Below are 20,180 nucleotides of genomic sequence, written 5' to 3'. Positions count from 1 at the left end.
TCATGAATTCACACACTCACCTTTGCTGCGACGCAACCATACCGGCAGGCGAGCCGTTCCTGGCCGAAGTCAAGGCCGGGCAGACCGTGCGCATCCTCGATCTGCAAGGCAACCAGGCCGTCGACACGCTGTTTTTCAGCCTGAGCAACCCGCGTGAGCGCTACGATGTGCAGCGCACCCTGCGCCGCCAGAACAGCGTGTACCTGACCACCGGCAGCGTGCTGTTTTCCAACCTCGGCCAGCCGATGCTGACCATTGTCGATGACACCTGCGGTCGCCACGACACACTCGGTGGCGCGTGCGCGCAAGAGAGCAACACCGTGCGCTACGCCCTGGAAAAGCGCTACATGCACAGCTGCCGCGACAACTACCTGCGCGCCTGTGTGCATGACGGCCGCCTGAGCAAGGCCGACATCGGCCCCAACATCAATTTCTTCATGAACGTACCGGTGACAGCCGAAGGCGGCCTGACCTTCGAAGACGGTATTTCCGCGCCCGGCAAATACGTCGAGCTGCGCGCTGAAATGGACGTGATCGTGCTGATTTCCAACTGTCCGCAGCTCAACAACCCCTGCAATGGCTACAACCCTACGCCTGCGCAGCTGTTGATTCGCGACTGACCCGGCACCTGCCCTCAGCAACGGACGACCGTTGCGTAGATTGATCAATAGCGGGACGGCCCGCTTCCCATCACGAAACCGAGCGCGACTGGGTTTCCGGGGTTATGCCATGTTCGACAAACTGCTGATCGCCAACCGTGGCGCCATTGCCTGCCGCATCCTGCGGACCCTGCGTACCTTGCAGGTCAAGGGCGTGGCGGTGTATTCCGAAGCCGACGCTGCCAGCCTGCACCTGATGCAGGCCGACGAAGCCCACAGCCTGGGCGAAGGTGGCGCAGCCGGAACCTATCTGGCGGTGGACAAGATCCTCGCCATTGCCAAAGCCAGCGGCGCCAAAGCCATTCATCCCGGCTACGGGTTCCTCTCCGAAAACGCCGCGTTCGCTCAAGCCTGCGAAGACGCCGGTATCGCCTTCGTCGGGCCAACGCCCGAGCAACTGCGCGTATTCGGCCTCAAGCACACTGCTCGCGCACTGGCCAGACAGCATGGCGTGCCCATGCTCGAAGGCACCGAACTGCTCGACAGCCTGGAATCAGCCATCGCAGCGGCGCGTGATATCGGCTATCCGGTCATGCTCAAGAGCACTGCAGGCGGTGGCGGCATTGGCATGCGAGTGTGCCGCAGCGCTGAAGAGCTGGCACATTCGTTCGAGGCGGTAAAGCGCCTCGGCCAGAACAATTTCAGCGACGCGGGTGTGTTCATCGAGAAATACATTCAGCGTGCCCGCCATCTGGAAGTGCAGGTGTTTGGTGATGGTCAGGGCGAGGTGCTTGCGCTCGGCGTACGTGACTGCTCGGTGCAACGCCGCAACCAGAAAGTGCTGGAAGAAACCCCGGCCCCCAACCTGCCCGACGGCATGGCCGAGGAACTTTGCGCGGCAGCCATCAAACTCGCCAGAGCGGTCAATTACCGCAGCGCAGGCACCGTCGAATTCGTCTTCGACAGTGAGGATCAGCGCTTCTATTTTCTGGAAGTAAATACTCGTCTGCAGGTCGAACACGGCGTCACCGAGCAGGTGTGGGGGGTAGATCTGGTCAGCTGGATGGTACAACTGGCTGCCGGAGACCTGCCGCCACTGGAGCAATTGCAGGCCGGCCTGAAACCGTCCGGCCATGCCATTCAGGCACGGCTGTATGCTGAAGATCCGGGCCGTGACTTCCAGCCCTGCCCCGGCCTGCTGACGGCGGTGAATTTTCCGCCTGCCGATGGCCATGCAATGCGCATCGACACCTGGGTTGAAGCGGGCTGCGAGATACCGCCGTACTTTGACCCGATGATTGCCAAGCTGATCAGTTGGGCGCAGACCCGCGAGCAGGCCAGCACCGGGCTGATCGATGCGCTGAACGAAACGCGCCTGTACGGGGTCGAGACCAATCGCGACTACCTGCGCCAGATCATTGCCGACACGCCGTTCGCCAGCGGCCAGCCGTGGACCCGCTGCCTGGAAGGTCTGGTGTATCACGCTGACACCTTCGAAGTGTTGAGCGGCGGCACGCAGACCAGCGTTCAGGATTATCCGGGGCGGCTGGGTTACTGGGCGGTCGGTGTACCGCCATCCGGGCCGATGGACAGCCGCGCGTTGCGCCAGGGCAATGGCCTGCTGGGCAATGCCGAAGGATGCGCTGCGCTGGAAATCACCATGAGCGGGCCGTTGCTGCGCTTTAATACCGATGCCGTGATTGCCGTGACCGGTGCGCAGATCCCGATCACGCTCGATGGCGACCCCCGCGCCATGAACGCCGCGCTGCTGGTGTGCGCAGGCTCGACCCTTGCGCTGGGCACCATTGCAGGTGCCGGCGTACGCAGCTACCTGTGCGTACGTGGCGGGCTGGACGTGCCGGATTATCTGGGCAGCAAAAGCACCTTTACCCTCGGCCAGTTCGGCGGGCATGGCGGGCGGGCGTTGCGGGCCGGTGATGTGTTGCACATTGCGCCATTGGTGGATCGTAGCGCGGGCCAGCGGATTGCCGATGACGCACTTGAGGCGCTGCCTGACATTCGCCGTATAAGGATCATTTACGGCCCCCATGCTGCGCCGGAATACTTTACCGAAGCGTACATAGAGACGTTTTTTGCAACCGACTGGGAAGTGCATTTCAACTCCAGCCGTACCGGCGTGCGCCTGATCGGCCCGAAACCCGAATGGGTGCGCGCTGACGGTGGCGAGGCAGGTCTGCACCCGTCCAATATTCACGATAACCCCTATGCGATCGGCGCGGTGGATTTCACCGGCGATATGCCCGTGATCCTAGGTCCGGACGGACCGAGCCTGGGTGGGTTCGTATGCCCGGTGACTATTATCGAAGCGGACTTGTGGCAGCTGGGGCAGTTGAAGGCTGGCGACAGGGTCCGATTCACTCCGGTAAGCGTCGAGGCGTGTCATGCAGAACGGTGTAGGAGCGAACTTGTTCGCGAAGGCTATATTCCAGACGCAGAAAATACATCGACTGTACCGCCCTCTTCGCGGACAAGTCCGCTCCCACAAGGCATCGCAAACTCCCGTGGGAGCGAAGCTGTGCGCATAGAGGATTTGCCCTCCCCGGTCATTCTCGACATAGGTCAGGACGATAAACGCTTGGTCGCACGCCTGTCCGGCGATACCCACCTGCTGCTGGAAATCGGTGCGCCAGAGCTGGATCTGGTGCTGCGTCTGCGCGGCCATGCCTTGATGCTGGCGCTGGAGGCCAAGCAACTGGGGGGCGTGATTGACCTGACGCCAGGTATTCGCTCGCTGCAAGTCCATTACCGCCCCGAACAACTGCCCCTCCGACAACTGCTCGACATCGTCGCTGGAGAGTGGGACGCAGTGTGCGCAGCGAAAGACCTGCAAGTGGCGTCGCGCATCGTTCATCTGCCGTTGTCCTGGGATGATCCGGCCTGTCAGCTGGCCATCGAGAAGTACATGACCACCGTGCGCAAGGACGCACCGTGGTGCCCGAGCAATCTGGAATTTATCCGGCGCATCAACGACCTGCCCAATCTTGACGAGGTGCAGCGTACGGTGTACGACGCCAGTTATCTGGTCATGGGGCTGGGCGATGTGTACCTCGGCGCACCGGTCGCCACGCCTCTGGACCCGCGTCATCGATTAGTGACCACCAAGTACAACCCGGCGCGCACCTGGACCGCCGAGAATTCGGTCGGCATCGGCGGTGCCTACATGTGCGTGTACGGCATGGAAGGCCCCGGCGGCTATCAATTCGTCGGCCGCACGCTGCAGATGTGGAATCGCTACCGCAACGTTGCCGCCTTCGAAGGCAAGCCATGGCTGCTGCGCTTTTTCGACCAGATCCGCTTCTACCCGGTCAGCGCCAACGAATTGCTACGCATCCGTCGCGATTTCCCGCTGGGCCGCTTCGATCTGAACATCGAACACAGCACCTTGAACATGGCTGACTACCAGGCCTTCCTGACCCGCGAAGCCGAAGGCATCACGGCATTCCGTGCTCAGCAACAGTCCGCGTTCAACGCCGAACGCGAACGCTGGATCGCCAACGGCCAGGCCAACTTTCAGAGCGATGAAGGCGTCGCGCCAAACACCGAAGAGTTGCCACTGCAAACGGGCCAACAAGGCGTCGACAGCCACATCGCTGGCAATCTCTGGCAGGTCCAGGTGCAACCCGGCGAGCGTGTCGAAGCGGGTGATGTGCTGGTGATTCTGGAGTCCATGAAAATGGAAATCCCCCTGCTCGCGCCAGTCGCAGGTGTGGTGCAGGAAGTCAGGGTGCAACCCGGCTCGGCAGTACGCGCAGGGCAGCGGGTGGTGGTGCTGGCAGCAGACTGAACCGATCAACTTTTCACTTTCAATGGAATTGCGTCATGAACGACTCAGCACTGCCCAACGACCTGCGCCTGGATACCGTACGCACTGCTTACCTATCCGGCCAGATTTCCCCACGCCAGCTGATTCTGGCGCTACGGGAAAAAGCCGCAACGCTCAATGCGGATTACCACCTGTTCATTCACCTGCTCAGCCCGGCTGAACTGGAGCCCTATCTGGCCGCACTGGAAAATCGCGATATTCAAAGCCTGCCACTCTATGGCGTGCCCTTCGCGATCAAGGACAACATTGATCTGGCCGCCATTGCGACCACCGCTGCCTGCCCGGCGTACGCCTACACGCCAGCGCGCTCGGCGACCATCGTCGAGCAATTGATCGCGCTGGGGGCGGTGCCCATGGGCAAGACCAATCTGGACCAGTTCGCCACCGGCCTGAATGGCAGCCGCTCGCCCTATGGCGCCTGCCCCAACAGTGTCTTGAAAGAGTACCCGTCCGGCGGCTCAAGCTCAGGTTCGTCACTGGCCGTAGCGCTGGAGGTCAGTAGCTTCTCGCTGGGCACTGACACGGCGGGTTCGGGCCGTGTGCCCGCAGCGTTGAACAATCTGGTGGGGCTGAAAGCCAGCAAGGGGCTGATTTCCACCGCTGGTGTCGTACCCGCTTGCCGCACGCAGGATTGCGTGTCGATCTTTACTGCCACAGCAAGGGAAGCCAGCCAGTTGCTGGGGCTGGTTGCCACGCTTGATCCGCACGATGAATACAGCCGACGCAACCCGCAGTGGAATGACCTTTCGGCATTCGGCGCACCTCGACCGTTTCGCTTCGGCGTACCACGCGCTGAAGACCTGGAATTCTTTGGCTGTAACGAAGGACCGAGGCTGTTCAGCGCGGCCATCGCCCATCTCACTGCGCTGGGCGGCGAAGCTGTCACGGTAGACCTGTCACCGTTTCTCGAAGCGGCGCGGTTGTTGTACGAGGGGCCGTGGGTGGCCGAACGCTACAGCGTCGCCGGGCAGTTAATGGAAGAACACCCTGACGCGGTATTGCCGGTGATCCGCGACGTGCTGGCCAAGGCACCCCGGGTCAGCGGGGTCGATACGTTTCGGGCGCAATACCGTCTGCAGGCGCTCAAGGTGATTTGCGATCGGGCGCTTGAAGGGCTGGATTGTGTGGTAACGCCGAGCATCGGCCGCCCGGTAACTTCAGCAGAACTGGCTGCCGAGCCAGTGCTGCGCAATTCGGAGCTGGGCTATTACACGAACTTCGTCAACCTGCTCGACTACGCCGCCATCGCCGTACCCAGTGCCTTCATGAGCAACGGTCTGCCGTGGGGCATTACGTTGTTCGGACGGGCATTCACCGATCAGTACCTGCTCAGTCTGGCCGATGCTTTCCAGCGGCACACCGCCCTGCCTTTGATCGGCGGTGCAGCACCTCGATTGCCCGCGCCGAAGACCTTAGCAGGTAACGATATGGCCCGGCTGGTGGTCTGCGGCGCGCACCTGGACGGACTGGCGTTGAACTGGCAGCTCAAGCGACGCGGTGCCCGTTTGCTGGAGTGCACACACAGCTCAGCCGACTATAAATTGTTCGCGCTGGCCGGTGGCCCGCCTTTTCGTCCAGGCATGGTACGGGTGGCCGAAGACGGTGTGGCCATTGAGGTGGAAGTCTGGGAGTTGCCCAGTGTCGAGCTGGGTTCGTTTCTGACCGGCATTCCGGCACCGCTGGGCCTGGGGAAGGTGCAACTGGCCGATGGCCGCTGGGAGACCGGGTTTATCTGTGAAGCCTACGGCCTGACAGGTGCTCGCGACATCAGCCATCTCGGCGGCTGGCGTGCACACTTGCAACAGATGTAAGCGAAAAGGCGGCATGCTCTGACGTGCCGCCCTTTCTGAAACAGCTCTGTTACTCCAAAGGCTCTGCCACTACTACATAGTTATGTCATGTTCGGACGGTCTTGCCGACATAGTACGCATCCACTCACTTCGACCAGCCGTCATGAACCACATCTGGAGTCCGCTTCGCCAGGACACCCTCTTTCACGCCTCATCGTTTCTGCTGGAACAGCCAAGCGTTCTGCTGCCCGAGCACAGCAACAGCCGACACGATACGCTCAATGCCTGGGCGCCCTTGGCCCTGCCTGCGCTCCGGTTTCCACCCCGTGAACAACCACTGCCACCGCTGGCCGAAAAGCACGCTACGCAAGATAAGACCGCACGCATCGAACGCACGCTCGAAGCACTGCGCAAAAGCCCGGGTTTCCAGCTGATCGCCAACTCGGCGTTGCTCCTTGAAGCGTGCCAGCTGGATATGGACTTCCCGCCGACTCGAAAACACTATGTCCACCAACAACTCGTCATGCTGCTCGAACAAAAGACCGGCAAGACGCTGGACCCGGACACGCTGCGGATCACGTTCAGCACGCAGACCCTGCCCGCCCTGAACGACGAGGGGCATGAGCGTTACAGCATTGACATGTCGCTGACCAACGTAGCACTGGCGGTCTTCGATCCAGAACAGTTCATGGCCCTGTATCGCAGTGAAATCATCGACACGCCCTTGTCCGAGGAAGCCCCGTCACTGAGCGCAAGGCAGATGCTCAAGTGGCTCAGCGAGACACCGCTGGATCGCGACTACAGCATGGCTCTGGAGGCTTTCAGGACACGACACACAGTCACCTGCCGCACCTTGTCGCGGTTGGGTTTTCTGGATGGGCTGGCTCACCGGTTCTTCCACGGGCACATCAGCCGCGACGGCTATTTCCTGACGCTGGACGCTCTGGGGCTCAGTGATTTCCCTGCCGACGTAGCGACACTGGAACAGAGCGGCCGCGGTGAGAAATCCGAGGTTCGAATCTTGTCACTCAACGGCAAAACGGTGCCGGGAATTTTTCAGGTCAGGTCGAAAACCACCTCCCACTGTTTCATTCACATACTGAGTGCCAAGGGCAACGTCATCGAATACATCAGCGATGATCCGGACCAGATGACCAACAGGCTGCTGGCGGCCCTGAATGCCTCGAGGCTCTATGGCTACGCGTTGCATGCGCTTGATCAGGACGCAGGCATAGTTGCCAGCGCGCCGCTGCTCGCAGAAGACGTTTTTACCGAACTGACCCAGGCATCATTTGCCGAGACACAGCTCAACAGCCAGAACATCGACCTGCTCAAGACGGTATCGCGCAGCCTCAAGCTGGCCGGGGCGGTAGACCTCTGGCAGGCCAACCCTGCTCTTCTGGAACCCATCCCCTCGGCTTCCAGAATGGCTGCGCAGGTCATGGAGACTTATCTGCTGGAACATCACGGTCTGACGCTCAACCCTGACCACGTGTTCATCGCCTATCAATCCGGTAACTCTATCAGCCCGCTGGGCGGAGCCCGCAATCCACCCACGCATGTTCACACGCCCGATGAAAAACCGATCAGCCTGAGCGAAGCGCTGGTGATCAACTACCGGGTGGATGCTCCTCAGGGCTACATTGATCACGACGGTATTACAGATGTCTTTCTCGACACCACCGGCCAGGGCGTACGCGCTCAGGGCCAGAGTTTGGCGATCACGCCGCAGGCACTTGAAGACTATATCAAGGCATTCGATTTTCTGAACTGGATGACCAAACGTATTCAAGAATTCTGGGGGCAGCAAAAAGAAGCCATCGAACAGGCACTCAAATCAGCCTTCATCCATCAGGCGCTGATCAGCCTGAAGCGCGGCAGCCTCAAACGCAGCGGTTTCGATCAAGTCGTTGAAGCGCTCGCCCCTTCTGCGCCCAATCACTGGCTGGTACTTGGCTTCTTCGTTCAGGGCTCGCTGATCGACGGCATGGAACATCAATACACCGGGCTGTTGATACTTGAGCAACCCGGTAAACCGAAGATGCTCTATCAGCCTGGGTATCCCGAAGCCTTTATCGAGTTTACGGACGGCGATGCACTTGAACGCTATCTGAACCTGAAGACCGCCCAACCGGACTGGCGTGAAGCCGTGATGCGCTACATTCCCGTGCGCCATCACCAACGTCTGGACTACCTGTTCAAGCTATGGGGCGGCGTTCAGGCACCCGGTCCGCCCGTCTCCATCCTGCGCCCGTGGGCGGATGCGCTGTACAACCCTGACACTCGAAAAGCCCTGCACCACTCATTGTGTGAAAAAAAACTGGAGGGCTCGCCGTTCGGTTATCTGCATCAACTCCTGAAACAGAATTCGCTGGCTGATGCAGAAGAGCAGATCGCGACCTCCGCACAGGTTTCGCTGGCGTACTGGACAGACCGTCTACACCATTTACAGCGTTTGCTGGTGCCCATGTCTCTGTTGCTGACACCGGCGTTTTTAGCGTCGCTGGCAGCGGATGTCGGCCTTACTGCACTGAGCGTTGCCTCCGCGAATTTGCCGGGCAGTCGTTACGCAGAAAAGAATCAGGCGCTGCAGGCAACATTATCGCTGGGCTTGTTACAGCTTGGGCCGCAGACACCGAGACTACTGCGCACACTGACCAAAATCGTCAAACCTGCCGGTCATACAGCGGGGGCGTCTTTAGTGTTGTCCGGTGGCTCACGAGGCTCCAGTCATTTAGGCGCGCGGCCATTAAAACCGCGCCATACACGACTGGAAAAATTCTTTCATACCGACGCCCTGCTAAAACGCTGGACCATCACCAGCATAGTGTCGCCCGGTTTGGTGCCGGTGCATGCCTGGAAGCTGGTCCGCCGCTTCCTGCTCTGGACGTCGGACAGAGGTCAGGCGCGGACACTGGTGGTCAGCACCCACGGGTACTACACCCCGTGGACTGCGACGGTGAAGATCCCCAACGGCACGGAGATCCGCACCTATGCGCCGCATGGTTATGAATTGGTCGACCCCAAATTGCACCGTATCGTCAACAAGAATGCCCGGCCGTTTGCCATTTCCAATACAAAGGAAAATATCCTGATGTATCCAGTAGCCGCGCATGAGCCATTGCTGATGACGGACAAGATAATCGCGGGCACTTCACTGCCCGGCAGGCTGAAGAACTACAGCCTGTCCAAGTTCCAGACAGCCAGTTACGAAACCTATGACGATATTGCACGGGTGGTAGGCAACTCGAACGCATCGCCCCTCAAGGGCTGGTTACCGCCAACGCCAATGGATGTACTGACGGTACGCAACCGCTTCGGCAAGGCGCCCCCTTCGTTGAGCGACCTGTTCCACAGCCTGTCGACACAGGGCATTCATTACGACAGGGTGCTGCTGGTGCACTGCCGATGCGCAGCAATATCTGCACTGTTGCGCCGCGCACCGGTTTATCATCCCCCTGCAACATAGCCAATTGGCAGAAGCGCCTGAACCAACTGCCCCGATCATCGAGCAAGACAATCGCCATGAACGACACCCGCCTTTGCCCTCTGTGCGGTTTCAGCAACCAGTGCAGCCTGGCTGACCCGCTTACGGCAGATCAGGCCTGCTGGTGCTTTTCGGAAAGCATCGACCCGGCTTTGCTTGAAGCCCTGCCTGCGGACATCCGCGATAAGGCGTGTCTGTGTCCGCGTTGCGCCGGGATCCAGGAGGCCGCATCCGACCAGTCTGCCGACCGGATCAACAAGTAAGATGCGCCCCCCATCCCCTATCAGCCGCTGTTGCTATGCGCCTTGATCGCTTCCTCAGTAACCTGCCAAGCCTCAATCGCAAAAGCGTGCGCCTGGCGCTGGCCAGCGGGCGGGTGCAGGTAGACGGGCAAACAACCAGCGACCCGCACCACGAAGTGCGCGAGTTCAGTCGCGTAGCGCTCGACGGGGAAATACTGCAAGCCGGCAAAGCTGCCCGCTATTTCATGCTGCACAAACCTGAAGGCTGCGTCAGCGCGACAGTTGATACACAGCACCCGACAGTCCTCGACTTGCTGGACGAGCCTGACAGACACGAGCTGCATATCGCCGGGCGGCTGGACTTCAACACCACTGGCCTGATGCTGATTACCAACGATGGTCAATGGTCACGACGCCTCACCCAGCCGCAGACCAAAATGCCCAAAGTGTATTACGTCGAGACCGAACAACCGATCGACGAACGCTACGCAGCCACATTCGCTGCCGGTATGTATTTTTCATTTGAGAACATCACCACGCAACCGGCGCAATTAACCCTGCTGGGGCCACGTAGCGCACGCCTGACTATTGTCGAAGGTCGTTATCACCAGGTGAAACGGATGTTCGGTCACTTCAATAACAAAGTGCTGCGCCTGCACCGGGAGAATATTGGCGCGCTGGCGCTGGACCCTGCCCTGGCACCCGGCGGCTACCGGGCGTTGCACGCTGCGGAAATCAGCCTGTTCTGAAAAGTCACAACCGTTTGGCGGATTACGCAAACAAGGTACGAATGACACTTGCGGGTTAACGGATCGACTGCTTGACTGGGATTGTCAATCCTTATGCGACTGATGAGTCAATCCATTATTCCAAGAAACACTTTGTCGTATCGAGCCGCTGGTTCGCGACACATTGCCCGCCAATAACAATACCTGTCGAACAGCTTATCGGATCGACATGGGCCTTTAATCGGCTATCGCCTGCCTGTCACGAAACTCGTGCAACGTCATGTGCACGTCTACCTGTTTACGCCAGGAGTTACACCTATGTCGCCAGAAAAAGCAGTGCTGGACATACAAGGACAGTTTCGGGTTTATACCGAGTTCTATCACACCGATGCCGCCGCAAAGACCATCATTCTGGTCAACGGCTCACTGGCCACCACCGCGTCATTTGCTCAGACCGTCCGCAACCTTTACCCCACCTTCAACGTGGTGCTGTATGACCAGCCTTACTCGGGCAGGTCCAAGCCACATAACGTGCACGGCGCACCGCTGACCCGGGAAGAGGAAGGTCAGCTGTTGCTGGAACTGATCGACCATTTCAACGCCGAGCACGTTCTGTCCTTCTCCTGGGGCGGCGCAGCTACGCTGGTTGCGCTGGCGCATCAACCAAGACGCATCGAAAGCGCAGTCATCAGCTCGTTCTCACCGGTCATCAACGGCCCAATGCGCGAGTACCTGGACAAAGGCCTCGACTACCTCGGCGCACATAGCCGTTACGACATGGGGCATTTGATCAACAACACTATCGGCAAGCACCTGCCGGCTCTGTTCAAGCGCGTCAACTATCGCCATGTCAGCAGCCTGGACGGTCATGAATATGACCAGATGCACCATCACTTCAGTCAGGTACTGGAGCTTGACCCGGACAACTACCTGACAGCAGGGCAGCGCATCAAGGTGCCGGTGCTTTTCATCAATGGTGCCTGGGACGAGTACACCTCCGCGAACGACGCCGCGCAGTTCTCCCGATACCTGCAGAACTGCAGCTTCAACACCATCGAAGCCACAGGCCACTTTCTGGACATGGAACACAAGGCCGCCTGCCGCGACTCGAAACAGGCGCTAATGAACTTCCTGCAACCGGCACAAGCGTCATCCAGCGTCTACAACCGGGTTCAGGGCCACCATGCTTTCGCCTTCTGAAACCCGTGAGCGCCTCTCCGTCAGCCCACACGCATGTGCAGCTGGCGGGGGGGGGGGGTGATCAGGAGGGAAATCGCTGCGCGGTGAAATTAGCGCTTCAAATCAAGGCAGGGTTCTGGTACAAAGTCAGCCGCTCAGAGCAGCTCCCAGAGCGGGTATAGTTTAGTGGTAAAACGAAAGCTTCCCAAGCTTTAGTTGAGGGTTCGATTCCCTCTACCCGCTCCATATTTTTCCTAACTCGTTAATTCTCCTCAAATCTCCGAATGGCACGTAGCGTGACAACCTCTACCGCTGTCCGAGCGGGATCTACGCTCCTTCGCATAGCTGCTCATGTTCGGTATCGCTTCTATCTTCAGTCAGACTGATATCCATACATCAACGCATTCCAGCCACCTGATCGCCGAAAAAGCGATAGTACGCAGCGTCAGGAATGACGACTTACCAAGCTTGGGTACATGCTAACGACTTGGCAGGAAGCACGTGCTCGTGCCAGCTGAAGCTTCAGAACCCTGGAAACTGAATTCAACTACTTGACTGTTTTTTGAAGATGGCCTGCGAAGGTTAACAGGCCACTATCCGTTGCCCCTAAGCCATCAAGTTCAGAGGGGCCTGAGAGTAACCAACATCCCGCCAGTCCCATCCTCAATCAACCAAATAGCACCGTCAGGCGCAACACCTTTGACCTTATCCCCCCGGGGAGGATAAGGTGTCAGCCTGGATCATTCACCCAACAGGCTCAAGCGATGAGTGAGCACGAACATCCGTATGACCATACGCACCAGTCACACGAGGCGATCATCAAACGTCTCAAGCGTGCAGACGGCCACTTGCGAAGCATCATCACCATGATCGAAGACGGCCGCGAATGCGTGGACATTGCTCAACAGCTTCATGCCGTCGAGAAAGCGATATGTCAGGCGAAACGCACGCTGATCCAGGATCATATCGATCACTGCCTTGAAAACACCATGGGGGCTCTTGCCAAAGGCGAGCGAGCGCCACTTGAAGCCTTCAAGCAAATCACTAAATACCTGTAAGGCCTCACATGCCCGACTTTGCCGATTTATTGCAGCGAGGCGGTGCCAACGCTTGGCTGTACTTCCCCAGCGCCGTCCTTTTAGGGGCATTGCACGGCTTGGAGCCGGGGCACTCCAAAACCATGATGGCGGCATTCATCGTGGCCATTCGGGGATCGGTGAAGCAGGCTGTCATGCTCGCGCTGGCGGCAACGCTATCCCATACTGCTGTTGTCTGGTTGGTCGCTATCGGCGGCATGTATCTGGGTCAGGGCCTGGATGCCGAAACGACCGAGCCCTACTTTCAGCTTGCGTCCTCAGCGCTGATCATCGCCATTGCGCTGTGGATGTTGTGGCGCACATGGCGCGGCGAGCAGCTGTTTAATGGCCACAGCGATCACCACGACCACGAAATACACCATCACAGCCATGACCATGACCATGACCAGGAACACCACCACGGCCTTAGCCATGATCACAGCAATCCGCACAGATTCACGCTGGCTGCCGAGGGTTATCAGGATGCTCATGAGAAGGCCCATGCCGAAGACATTCGCAAGCGGTTCACCTATCGTGAGGTCAGCAACGGTCAGATCCTGATGTTCGGTTTGACCGGTGGGCTCATCCCTTGCCCAGCTGCAATCACTGTTTTGCTGTTGTGCCTGCAAGTGAAGCAAGTCACGCTAGGGGCCGCGATGGTGCTTTGTTTCAGCATTGGTTTGGCAATCACTTTGATGACTGTCGGAGCCGCTGCCGCTATCGGCGCTCGCAAAGCATCAAACCGTTTTCCCTGGCTCAATGCAGCTGCCCGACGAGCCCCGTATCTTTCCAGCGTATTGATCATTTGCGTCGGCGTGTACGTGGGTGTCCACGGCTGGAACGGATTGTATTCGTGAGATGACATCGTGTTCGAGCTGACCAGCTATCTGGGCCTCTTTGCCGTGGCATTTGGTGCCGCAACGCTTCTGCCGCTGCAATCTGAAGCGGTATTGGCTGGCATGCTCCTTTCGGAACATTACGTGACGGCACTTCTGTTGCTGACTGCAACTACGGGCAATGTTCTGGGGTCGGTCGTGAACTGGTATCTGGGGCGCTCGGTTGAACGCTTTCGGCACAAGCGCTGGTTCCCCATCAGCGAGCGACACCTCGACAAAGCTCAAATCATTTACAGACGCCATGGACGCTGGGCATTGTTGCTAAGTTGGGTGCCTATCATCGGTGACCCGATCACCATGATCGCCGGTGTCCTGCGTGAGCCGCTTTGGAGCTTTCTGCTGGTTGTCACTTTTGCAAAAGCTTTACGCTATTTGACGCTGACAGCGCTCACGCTGGGGTGGGCGGTATAGAGGAGATCGGCGGTGGTGACTCGAATAGTGGGTAGACACTCCAGATAGAGTGCCCGGTTTCGCTTTGATACTTATTTCAATTTTGCAAAAAATTGAAATAAACCCCCAACCTCCGTACTCTCCATCTCAAATTCCTGGAAATTTGAAATCATGGTCAAGTCGCCGCCTGCGCTCATCCAGAATCCGTTCGCCATGATTATCAGCGACCACGCCGATCAGGCAGACGCCTATCTTGAGCTTGCGCAGCCCTTCGATGCGCAGGGACGTTATCTGCATTTCGATAAACTGCGTTTCAGATTTCCGAAATCGCTGGATGCAGCTCTGGCCTGGTCGGTCGTCAGGCAAGCCAGAAATCGCCAGCTAGTCACGGCCATATCTCTGGGTGAACCATCTCGGCCCTGCGGCTTTCTCTATACGCCTGCAATGCAAATGGCTGTCTCTGCCGGTGACCAGAATACGACCACAGCGGCGCTGGAATGGATGTGCTCCAGAATTGGAGAGTCCAGGCAACTGACGTACCTGCTTAACGATCTGGTCGAAGACGAGGCGATCAGCAGCAGCCAGCTTGAGGGGGCTGCAACGACTACCAAAGCAGCAAAGGAGTTGCTGAAAAGAAAGCGTAGCGCCCGGACTCCCGACGAAAAGATGATCATCGGTAATTTCCGGATGATGCAACATGCGTGGGAATGCCGGGACCAGGAACTGTCGCTTGAGCTGATAACCGACCTGCATCAGGTGGGTGTCGAAGGGATAGAAGACGAGCGTTATTATCCAGGCGAATTACGGTCAGTGGATGACGTTGTTGTCGAGGATGGAAACGGAAACATTGTTCATCAGCCACCGCCCGCTCAAGGCATTCAGAAACGGCTTCTGTCGGTTATTGCGTGGGCGAATAGCGAGCACTCGGACCTGGACAGTCCAACCTACATTCATCCGTTGATAAAAGCGGTCATCCTCCATTTCGTGATTGGTTATGAGCACCCATTTCACGATGGCAACGGTCGAGTCGCCAGGTCGTTATTTTATTGGTACCTGTTCAAATGTGGTTTTGGCGGATTCAGGTATATCGCCATCAGCACGCTTCTGAAAATCGCTCCGATCAAGTATGGAAAAAGCTACCTGTACACCGAAACGGATGACATGGACCTGACGTACTTCATCGACTATCAATGCCAGGTCATTGCACGGGCCATCAAAGAGTTTACGAGAAATCACGAAGCGAACGTGGCTGCAATTGATCGCTTCAACGCGTTCCTTTACGAGTCGGGGCTGTACACGAAGCTGTCCGACAAACAACGAATCATCTTCAACGTGGCCAACTCATCAGACATAAAGTCTTTCACCGTGACCGATGTCAAAAACAAGCTGGGGTGTGCTTACAATACAGCGGCAACTGTACTGAATGGTTTGGTGGACCTGAAACTGTTTCACAAAATGAAGACCGGCAGTGAGTCGGTTTATTCGATGATCGATACGACTCAACTATTGAAATCATCATCGTAAACCAACACCTACCTTCCCCACGCCTGCGTCTTCCGGCACGCGCGCCCTGGCCTCTTGCGCCGAAACCGGCGCCACCAGAAACTGCCGATAATCCCTGAAAGCCTCCAGCACAGATGTGTCCTGAGGACGATAGTCATCGCCACTCATCTGCTGCTGATTCGCCACACATGCTCTTCCAATAACACTCATACATACATCGTTTGCGCCAGCTGAACCCGGCCCAAACAAAGCAAACGCGGTACCCGGCTGATCCGTATCGTTGAACAGTGGATGAGCTACGTTTTCAAAATCGTTTCCTTCCACCAGCAACTGTGAGGATGAAGTCCGCGACATGATTGCGCCCTGGTAGGTCATGCGCTGAAAAACGTTATTGACCAGTTGAGCGCGGACTTGCGCATTATTCATGCCTCCGGAGTGCGGCGCTCTTCCCGAGGCGTCGTGTATGTAGTTTTTTGACAGCGTCAGCGTGTCCTGACTGCCGAGGAACAGCCAGACCCAGTAATGATGGCCATCGCAGGTCGACGAGTAAGGCGTGCGACCATCGAACTCATTGCTGGAAATGGTGACGTGTGAAGCAGTGCCCCAGCCTGTCACGATCATTTGTCTGCCGATACGGGCGAAGGTGTTGTGGTCAATCCACACGCCATCGGCTTTGTTCAGAGTGAGCGCATCTCCGCCCCATACGACACTCGGGTTGATGTCTGAAAGCGTCAGGTTACGGACAATCACGTTATGCGCGCCGTCACCGATGAACAGTCCTGCACCTTGGATACCGGCCTTTTTGCCCACGCCTATCAGGGTCTTGTTCGATCCGACTTTCAGTGGCTTCAGCCCTGCATTGTCGTAGGTCACCATGACCGGTGGCCTGGATTGGCAGAAGTTGTTGGGACCATTGAGAGCAAGCTGCTCGCCGCCATGCGGACACTGCTTGACCATGCAGCCCGGTTCGGTGGTTTCGGCGCTGCCTTTGGCAACGAGACTCCCGCGAAAGTCGAACAGGTGCTCCAGCACAATGACCCGCGGGGTTTCATCGGTACAGGCACCGCGCGAGTCGTAAGACGCGCACAGTGCAGACCGAAGCTGGTCAAGCGTTGAAGGGTGTACTGCCGCGGCGGCTCCGCCACCCGTAACCCCTTTGGCAAAACCTTCCGGCAAGTCCGCTGCCTCCAGGTATTGCGCACCCGACAGCATCAGGAACAAAGCAGAAACGCATTGCAAAAGAGCACCCCAAAGCCTCATTTGTTGAACTTCCAGTCCTATTCGCGAAGGGTCGCGAAAACAGTCTGAATGCTAAACGCAGAGCGGCCTGCCTTACTCGTATTCTGTAGCCTTGGTCAGGCTCTGTTCAGCCGCGAGCATCCCTCACGAAAACGCGAGCTCCATTCTGATACTGTCGATTCCAGGACCATGCCCGTCCACTTCGACAGAGGTCACGACAAACCCCAGATTCAAGTAGAAGCCCTGAACGTGCTGGCTGGTATCGATGTGGGAACGTGTAACGCCCGGTAATGACCTTACGACATCAAGTCTCGCCTGGGTCAGAAACCTCCCCAGGCCGCTACCGTGTTGCTCACCGTGGACCATGCCCCATGTAAGCTCGGCCACTGACGGGTCTGACAGCACGAGGTATCCTCCGCAAGCCAGAACATCGCCATCACGCTCGACAACGAAGTACTGACCCAACGGTGCCATCAGGAAGCTGGCAAATTGCTTGCGCTCCGCAGGATCAAAGTAACGCGGTACGTTGCTGTCGAAAATATCCAGACAGATATTCCGGGCCGAAAGTGTGTAGGGTAAGAGCGTTGCCATTTTTAGCCTGTCTGTTGCGGTTAATCACATTGCCTGACGAAATATCTCCTTAATCTGCTCAAGATCGGCACGACGCGGATTGGTCAGACCGCACGCATCTTTCAGGGCATTGGTGGCCAGGATCGGGAAATCCTCTTCCTTGACGCCAAGCACCGCCAGCCCCGCCGGGATTTCCACGGCAGCCGACAGTGCGCGAATGGCCTCGATTGCCGCCTGAGCACCTTCTTGCGGAGAAAGACCACGAATATTGCAGCCCATCGCATGCGCAACATCAGTCAGGCGCGCAGCGCTGACGCTGGCGTTGAAACGCTGAACATGAGGCAACAATACGGCGTTGCACACACCGTGCGGCAAATCATAGAAGCCGCCCAGTTGATGCGCCATGGCGTGTACATAGCCCAATGATGCGTTGTTGAACGCCATGCCGGCCAGAAACTGTGCGTATGCCATGTTCTCGCGTGCAGTAATGTTCGCTCCATTGGTGAAGGCATCGCGCAGATTGTTGGCAATCAGTGCCATGGCCTGCAACGCGCAGGCATCCGTGATCGGATTGGCAGCCGTCGAGACATAGGCCTCTATCGCGTGAGTCAAGGCATCCATACCGGTGGCGGCGGTCAGTGACTTGGGCATGGCAATCATCATGTTCGGGTCGTTTACGGATAACAGTGGCGTTACGTTACGGTCAATGATGGCCATTTTTACGTGGCGCGCTTCGTCGGTAATGATGCAGAAGCGGGTCATTTCGCTGGCGGTTCCGGCGGTGGTGTTGATCGCGATCAGCGGCAACTGCGGTTTTGCCGAACGGTCGACGCCTTCATAGTCGCTGATATGCCCACCGTTACTGGCGCACAGGGCAATGCCCTTGGCGCAGTCGTGAGGTGAACCGCCGCCCAGAGAAATCACGAAATCGCACTGGCGTTCCCGCAGCAAGGCCAGACCGTTCTCGACGTTGGCGATGGTCGGGTTGGGTTTGGCACCGTCATATACCACCGAGTCGATGCCCTGCTCCACCAACAGCCCCGCGACCTGACTGGCCACACCGGCCTTGGCCAGCCCTGCGTCGGTCACGATCAGCGCCTTGAGAAATCCGTATTTGCGAATGGCGAGCATGGCTTCATCAATGCAGCCAGTGCCGATGATGTTCACTGCGGGGATGAAAAAGGTGCTGATCATGACGGACCCTCGTGGGTAGCTCGGATGCTTGGGTGATAGCCCAAGCATCCGCCGTGTGCGAGGCACAACCATTGACCTGGCGCAATGAAGCAGCCTGATAGCAGACCGTTGGTCGAAGACTCTTCGGTCTACGTGTGCAGGGTGGCTGTTTCAGCCGATGAAGCCGTCCGCCCTCAGCAGCGTTTCAAGGCACTGCTCGCTGATGCCGTAAAACGTCTTCAGCTCCTGGATACGCGCGATCAACAGGTCCGGGTTGACCGGTTCGGCGCACTTGACCGCCAGTATCATCTTGTTCTTGTTGGTGTGCTCCAGAGAGATGAACTCAAAGACCTTGGTTTCGTAACCGCACGCTTCCAGGAACAAGGCACGCAGGCTGTCCGTGACCATTTCTGCCTGCTGGCCCATATGCAGGCCGTATTGCAACATCGGTTTCAGCAAGGCCGGGCTCTGGATCTGCAGGCGAATCTGTTTGTGGCAGCACGGCGAGCACATGATGATCGAGGCGCCGGAACGAATGCCCATATGAATGGCGTAGTCGGTTGCGATGTCACAGGCATGCAGCGCGATCATCACATCCAGCGCGCTGGGCGCGACAGTACGCACATCGCCGTGCTGGAACGTCAGGCCGGGGTGTTCAAGACCCGCCGCAGCGTTGTTGCACAAGGTGACCATGTCCTCACGCAGCTCGACACCGGTCACCTGCCCTTGCGCCTGCAAGGTATTGCACAGGTAGCCATGGATCGCGAAGGTCAGGTAGCCCTTGCCTGAGCCGAAGTCTGCCACCTTGATCGGCTGATCTAGCTTGAGTGGCGATGAACTCAAGGCATGGGAAAACACTTCGATGAACTTGTTGATCTGCTTCCACTTGCGCGACATCGCAGGGATCAGTTCATGCTGCCGATTGGTGACACCCAAGTCGGCCAGGAACGGGCGGCTCAGCTCCAGATAGCGCTTTTTCTCACGATCATGCCCGGCCGAAGGAGCTTCACGCTCCTGCTGAGCCTTGCTTTTGAACAGCGTGCTCTTGCCCTTCTTGCTGAACTCCAGCTGCACCTCGTCGGTCAGCGACAGCAGGTGCGCGTTCTTGAACGATTCAGGTATCAGGCTGGCAATAGCGCCCACCGCTTCTGCAAGCGGAAAATTCTTGGTGATATCGCGGGTCTTGTAGCGATACACAAAGGTAAGGCATGGCTGTTCCTTGACGGTCAGCGGTTTAATGATGACCCGCTGTAATTCGGCCTCGCTGCCCACATATTTGGCCAGCACCAGCTTGATCAGCGAGTTTTGCGACAGGCTGGTGTCCAGCAGGCCGAGAAACTGCGCGCGGTGATCGGTCGCAGTGTTGGATGACGTGGGGGTAATGACTGACATTGAAAATGTGCCTCAAACGTCCCGGCCGGGACTCGAAAAATCAGACCGGCATTTTAGGCGCGTCGACGCGTC

At 57.9% G+C, this 20,180-nt stretch carries 15 protein-coding genes and 1 tRNA gene; 12 read left to right on the top strand and 4 right to left on the bottom strand.

Features of this window, described 5'->3' with window-relative positions; translation table 11 throughout:
- Positions 1–2 precede the first annotated feature (2 nt).
- The 12 genes from AC4ANK_RS07535 to AC4ANK_RS07480 all read left to right on the top strand — a co-directional run bounded on the left by AC4ANK_RS07535 (position 3) and on the right by AC4ANK_RS07480 (position 15,755).
- Entirely contained in the window at positions 3–620 is a 618-nt protein-coding gene (locus AC4ANK_RS07535) for an urea amidolyase associated protein UAAP2 (protein WP_002554928.1), read from the top strand.
- Positions 621–729: 109 nt separating this feature from the next.
- Complete coding sequence (uca, locus tag AC4ANK_RS07530) at positions 730–4,404, top strand: urea carboxylase (protein WP_057446679.1); 3,675 nt, start codon at positions 730–732, stop codon at positions 4,402–4,404.
- A gap of 35 nt (positions 4,405–4,439) precedes the next feature.
- On the top strand, positions 4,440–6,254 hold the full coding sequence (atzF, locus tag AC4ANK_RS07525; RefSeq protein ID WP_031594837.1) for an allophanate hydrolase: 1,815 nt from the start codon (positions 4,440–4,442) through the stop codon (positions 6,252–6,254).
- A gap of 142 nt (positions 6,255–6,396) precedes the next feature.
- Positions 6,397–9,702 (top strand): dermonecrotic toxin domain-containing protein, encoded by a 3,306-nt coding sequence (locus AC4ANK_RS07520; RefSeq protein WP_460383247.1) that lies wholly within the window; start codon positions 6,397–6,399, stop codon positions 9,700–9,702.
- Positions 9,703–9,758: 56 nt separating this feature from the next.
- Positions 9,759–9,983 (top strand): cysteine-rich CWC family protein, encoded by a 225-nt coding sequence (locus tag AC4ANK_RS07515; protein ID WP_460383249.1) that lies wholly within the window; start codon positions 9,759–9,761, stop codon positions 9,981–9,983.
- Positions 9,984–10,018: 35 nt separating this feature from the next.
- Positions 10,019–10,711, top strand: coding sequence for a pseudouridine synthase (locus tag AC4ANK_RS07510; RefSeq protein WP_002554932.1), 693 nt, complete (start codon positions 10,019–10,021; stop codon positions 10,709–10,711).
- Positions 10,712–11,008: 297 nt separating this feature from the next.
- Positions 11,009–11,890 carry an alpha/beta fold hydrolase gene (locus tag AC4ANK_RS07505; protein WP_002554933.1) on the top strand — a complete coding sequence of 294 codons (882 nt, stop codon included), beginning with the start codon at positions 11,009–11,011 and terminating at the stop codon, positions 11,888–11,890.
- Between the two features lie 151 nt (positions 11,891–12,041).
- A tRNA-Gly gene (locus AC4ANK_RS07500) sits at positions 12,042–12,115 on the top strand.
- Positions 12,116–12,633: 518 nt separating this feature from the next.
- Entirely contained in the window at positions 12,634–12,927 is a 294-nt protein-coding gene (locus tag AC4ANK_RS07495; protein ID WP_005745585.1) for a metal-sensing transcriptional repressor, read from the top strand.
- Between the two features lie 8 nt (positions 12,928–12,935).
- On the top strand, positions 12,936–13,802 hold the full coding sequence (locus AC4ANK_RS07490) for a nickel/cobalt efflux protein RcnA (RefSeq protein WP_460383252.1): 867 nt from the start codon (positions 12,936–12,938) through the stop codon (positions 13,800–13,802).
- A 9-nt stretch (positions 13,803–13,811) separates the two neighbouring features.
- Positions 13,812–14,252 (top strand): YqaA family protein, encoded by a 441-nt coding sequence (locus AC4ANK_RS07485; protein WP_002554936.1) that lies wholly within the window; start codon positions 13,812–13,814, stop codon positions 14,250–14,252.
- A 150-nt stretch (positions 14,253–14,402) separates the two neighbouring features.
- The gene (locus AC4ANK_RS07480; protein ID WP_002554937.1) at positions 14,403–15,755 is read left to right on the top strand and encodes a Fic family protein; all 1,353 of its coding nucleotides are present in this window, start codon (positions 14,403–14,405) and stop codon (positions 15,753–15,755) included.
- On the opposite strand, the gene AC4ANK_RS07475 is transcribed toward AC4ANK_RS07480, so the two are convergent.
- The 4 genes from AC4ANK_RS07475 to AC4ANK_RS07460 form a co-directional block, all read right to left on the bottom strand.
- Positions 15,747–16,994, bottom strand: a complete 1,248-nt coding sequence (locus tag AC4ANK_RS07475; RefSeq protein ID WP_002554938.1) for a polysaccharide lyase family 1 protein — start codon at positions 16,992–16,994, stop codon at positions 15,747–15,749. The two genes, AC4ANK_RS07480 and AC4ANK_RS07475, sit on opposite strands and share 9 nt — an antisense overlap.
- A 123-nt stretch (positions 16,995–17,117) precedes the next feature.
- Positions 17,118–17,564 carry a GNAT family N-acetyltransferase gene (locus tag AC4ANK_RS07470; protein ID WP_002554939.1) on the bottom strand — a complete coding sequence of 149 codons (447 nt, stop codon included), beginning with the start codon at positions 17,562–17,564 and terminating at the stop codon, positions 17,118–17,120.
- 24 nt (positions 17,565–17,588) lie between these two features.
- Positions 17,589–18,737: an L-threonine dehydrogenase gene (gene yiaY / locus AC4ANK_RS07465; protein WP_002554940.1), complete on the bottom strand. Its 1,149-nt coding sequence runs from the start codon at positions 18,735–18,737 to the stop codon at positions 17,589–17,591.
- A 150-nt stretch (positions 18,738–18,887) separates the two neighbouring features.
- Entirely contained in the window at positions 18,888–20,108 is a 1,221-nt protein-coding gene (locus AC4ANK_RS07460) for a class I SAM-dependent methyltransferase (RefSeq protein ID WP_460383256.1), read from the bottom strand.
- Positions 20,109–20,180 lie beyond the last annotated feature (72 nt).

The organism is Pseudomonas sp. Pmew2 (assembly GCF_058129885.1).
This window is presented reverse-complemented; position numbering and strand designations above follow the sequence as displayed.

Bases quoted from the DNA above. Each gene is read 5' to 3' on its own strand.
- AC4ANK_RS07535 (WP_002554928.1), top strand. From the start codon at position 3: ATGAATTCACACACTCACCTTTGCTGCGACGCAACCATACCGGCAGGC.
- uca (WP_057446679.1), top strand. From the start codon at position 730: ATGTTCGACAAACTGCTGATCGCCAACCGTGGCGCCATTGCCTGCCGC.
- atzF (WP_031594837.1), top strand. From the start codon at position 4,440: ATGAACGACTCAGCACTGCCCAACGACCTGCGCCTGGATACCGTACGC.
- AC4ANK_RS07520 (WP_460383247.1), top strand. From the start codon at position 6,397: ATGAACCACATCTGGAGTCCGCTTCGCCAGGACACCCTCTTTCACGCC.
- AC4ANK_RS07515 (WP_460383249.1), top strand. From the start codon at position 9,759: ATGAACGACACCCGCCTTTGCCCTCTGTGCGGTTTCAGCAACCAGTGC.
- AC4ANK_RS07510 (WP_002554932.1), top strand. From the start codon at position 10,019: ATGCGCCTTGATCGCTTCCTCAGTAACCTGCCAAGCCTCAATCGCAAA.
- AC4ANK_RS07505 (WP_002554933.1), top strand. From the start codon at position 11,009: ATGTCGCCAGAAAAAGCAGTGCTGGACATACAAGGACAGTTTCGGGTT.
- AC4ANK_RS07495 (WP_005745585.1), top strand. From the start codon at position 12,634: ATGAGTGAGCACGAACATCCGTATGACCATACGCACCAGTCACACGAG.
- AC4ANK_RS07490 (WP_460383252.1), top strand. From the start codon at position 12,936: ATGCCCGACTTTGCCGATTTATTGCAGCGAGGCGGTGCCAACGCTTGG.
- AC4ANK_RS07480 (WP_002554937.1), top strand. From the start codon at position 14,403: ATGGTCAAGTCGCCGCCTGCGCTCATCCAGAATCCGTTCGCCATGATT.
- AC4ANK_RS07475 (WP_002554938.1), bottom strand. From the start codon at position 16,994: ATGAGGCTTTGGGGTGCTCTTTTGCAATGCGTTTCTGCTTTGTTCCTG.
- AC4ANK_RS07470 (WP_002554939.1), bottom strand. From the start codon at position 17,564: ATGGCAACGCTCTTACCCTACACACTTTCGGCCCGGAATATCTGTCTG.
- yiaY (WP_002554940.1), bottom strand. From the start codon at position 18,737: ATGATCAGCACCTTTTTCATCCCCGCAGTGAACATCATCGGCACTGGC.
- AC4ANK_RS07460 (WP_460383256.1), bottom strand. From the start codon at position 20,108: ATGTCAGTCATTACCCCCACGTCATCCAACACTGCGACCGATCACCGC.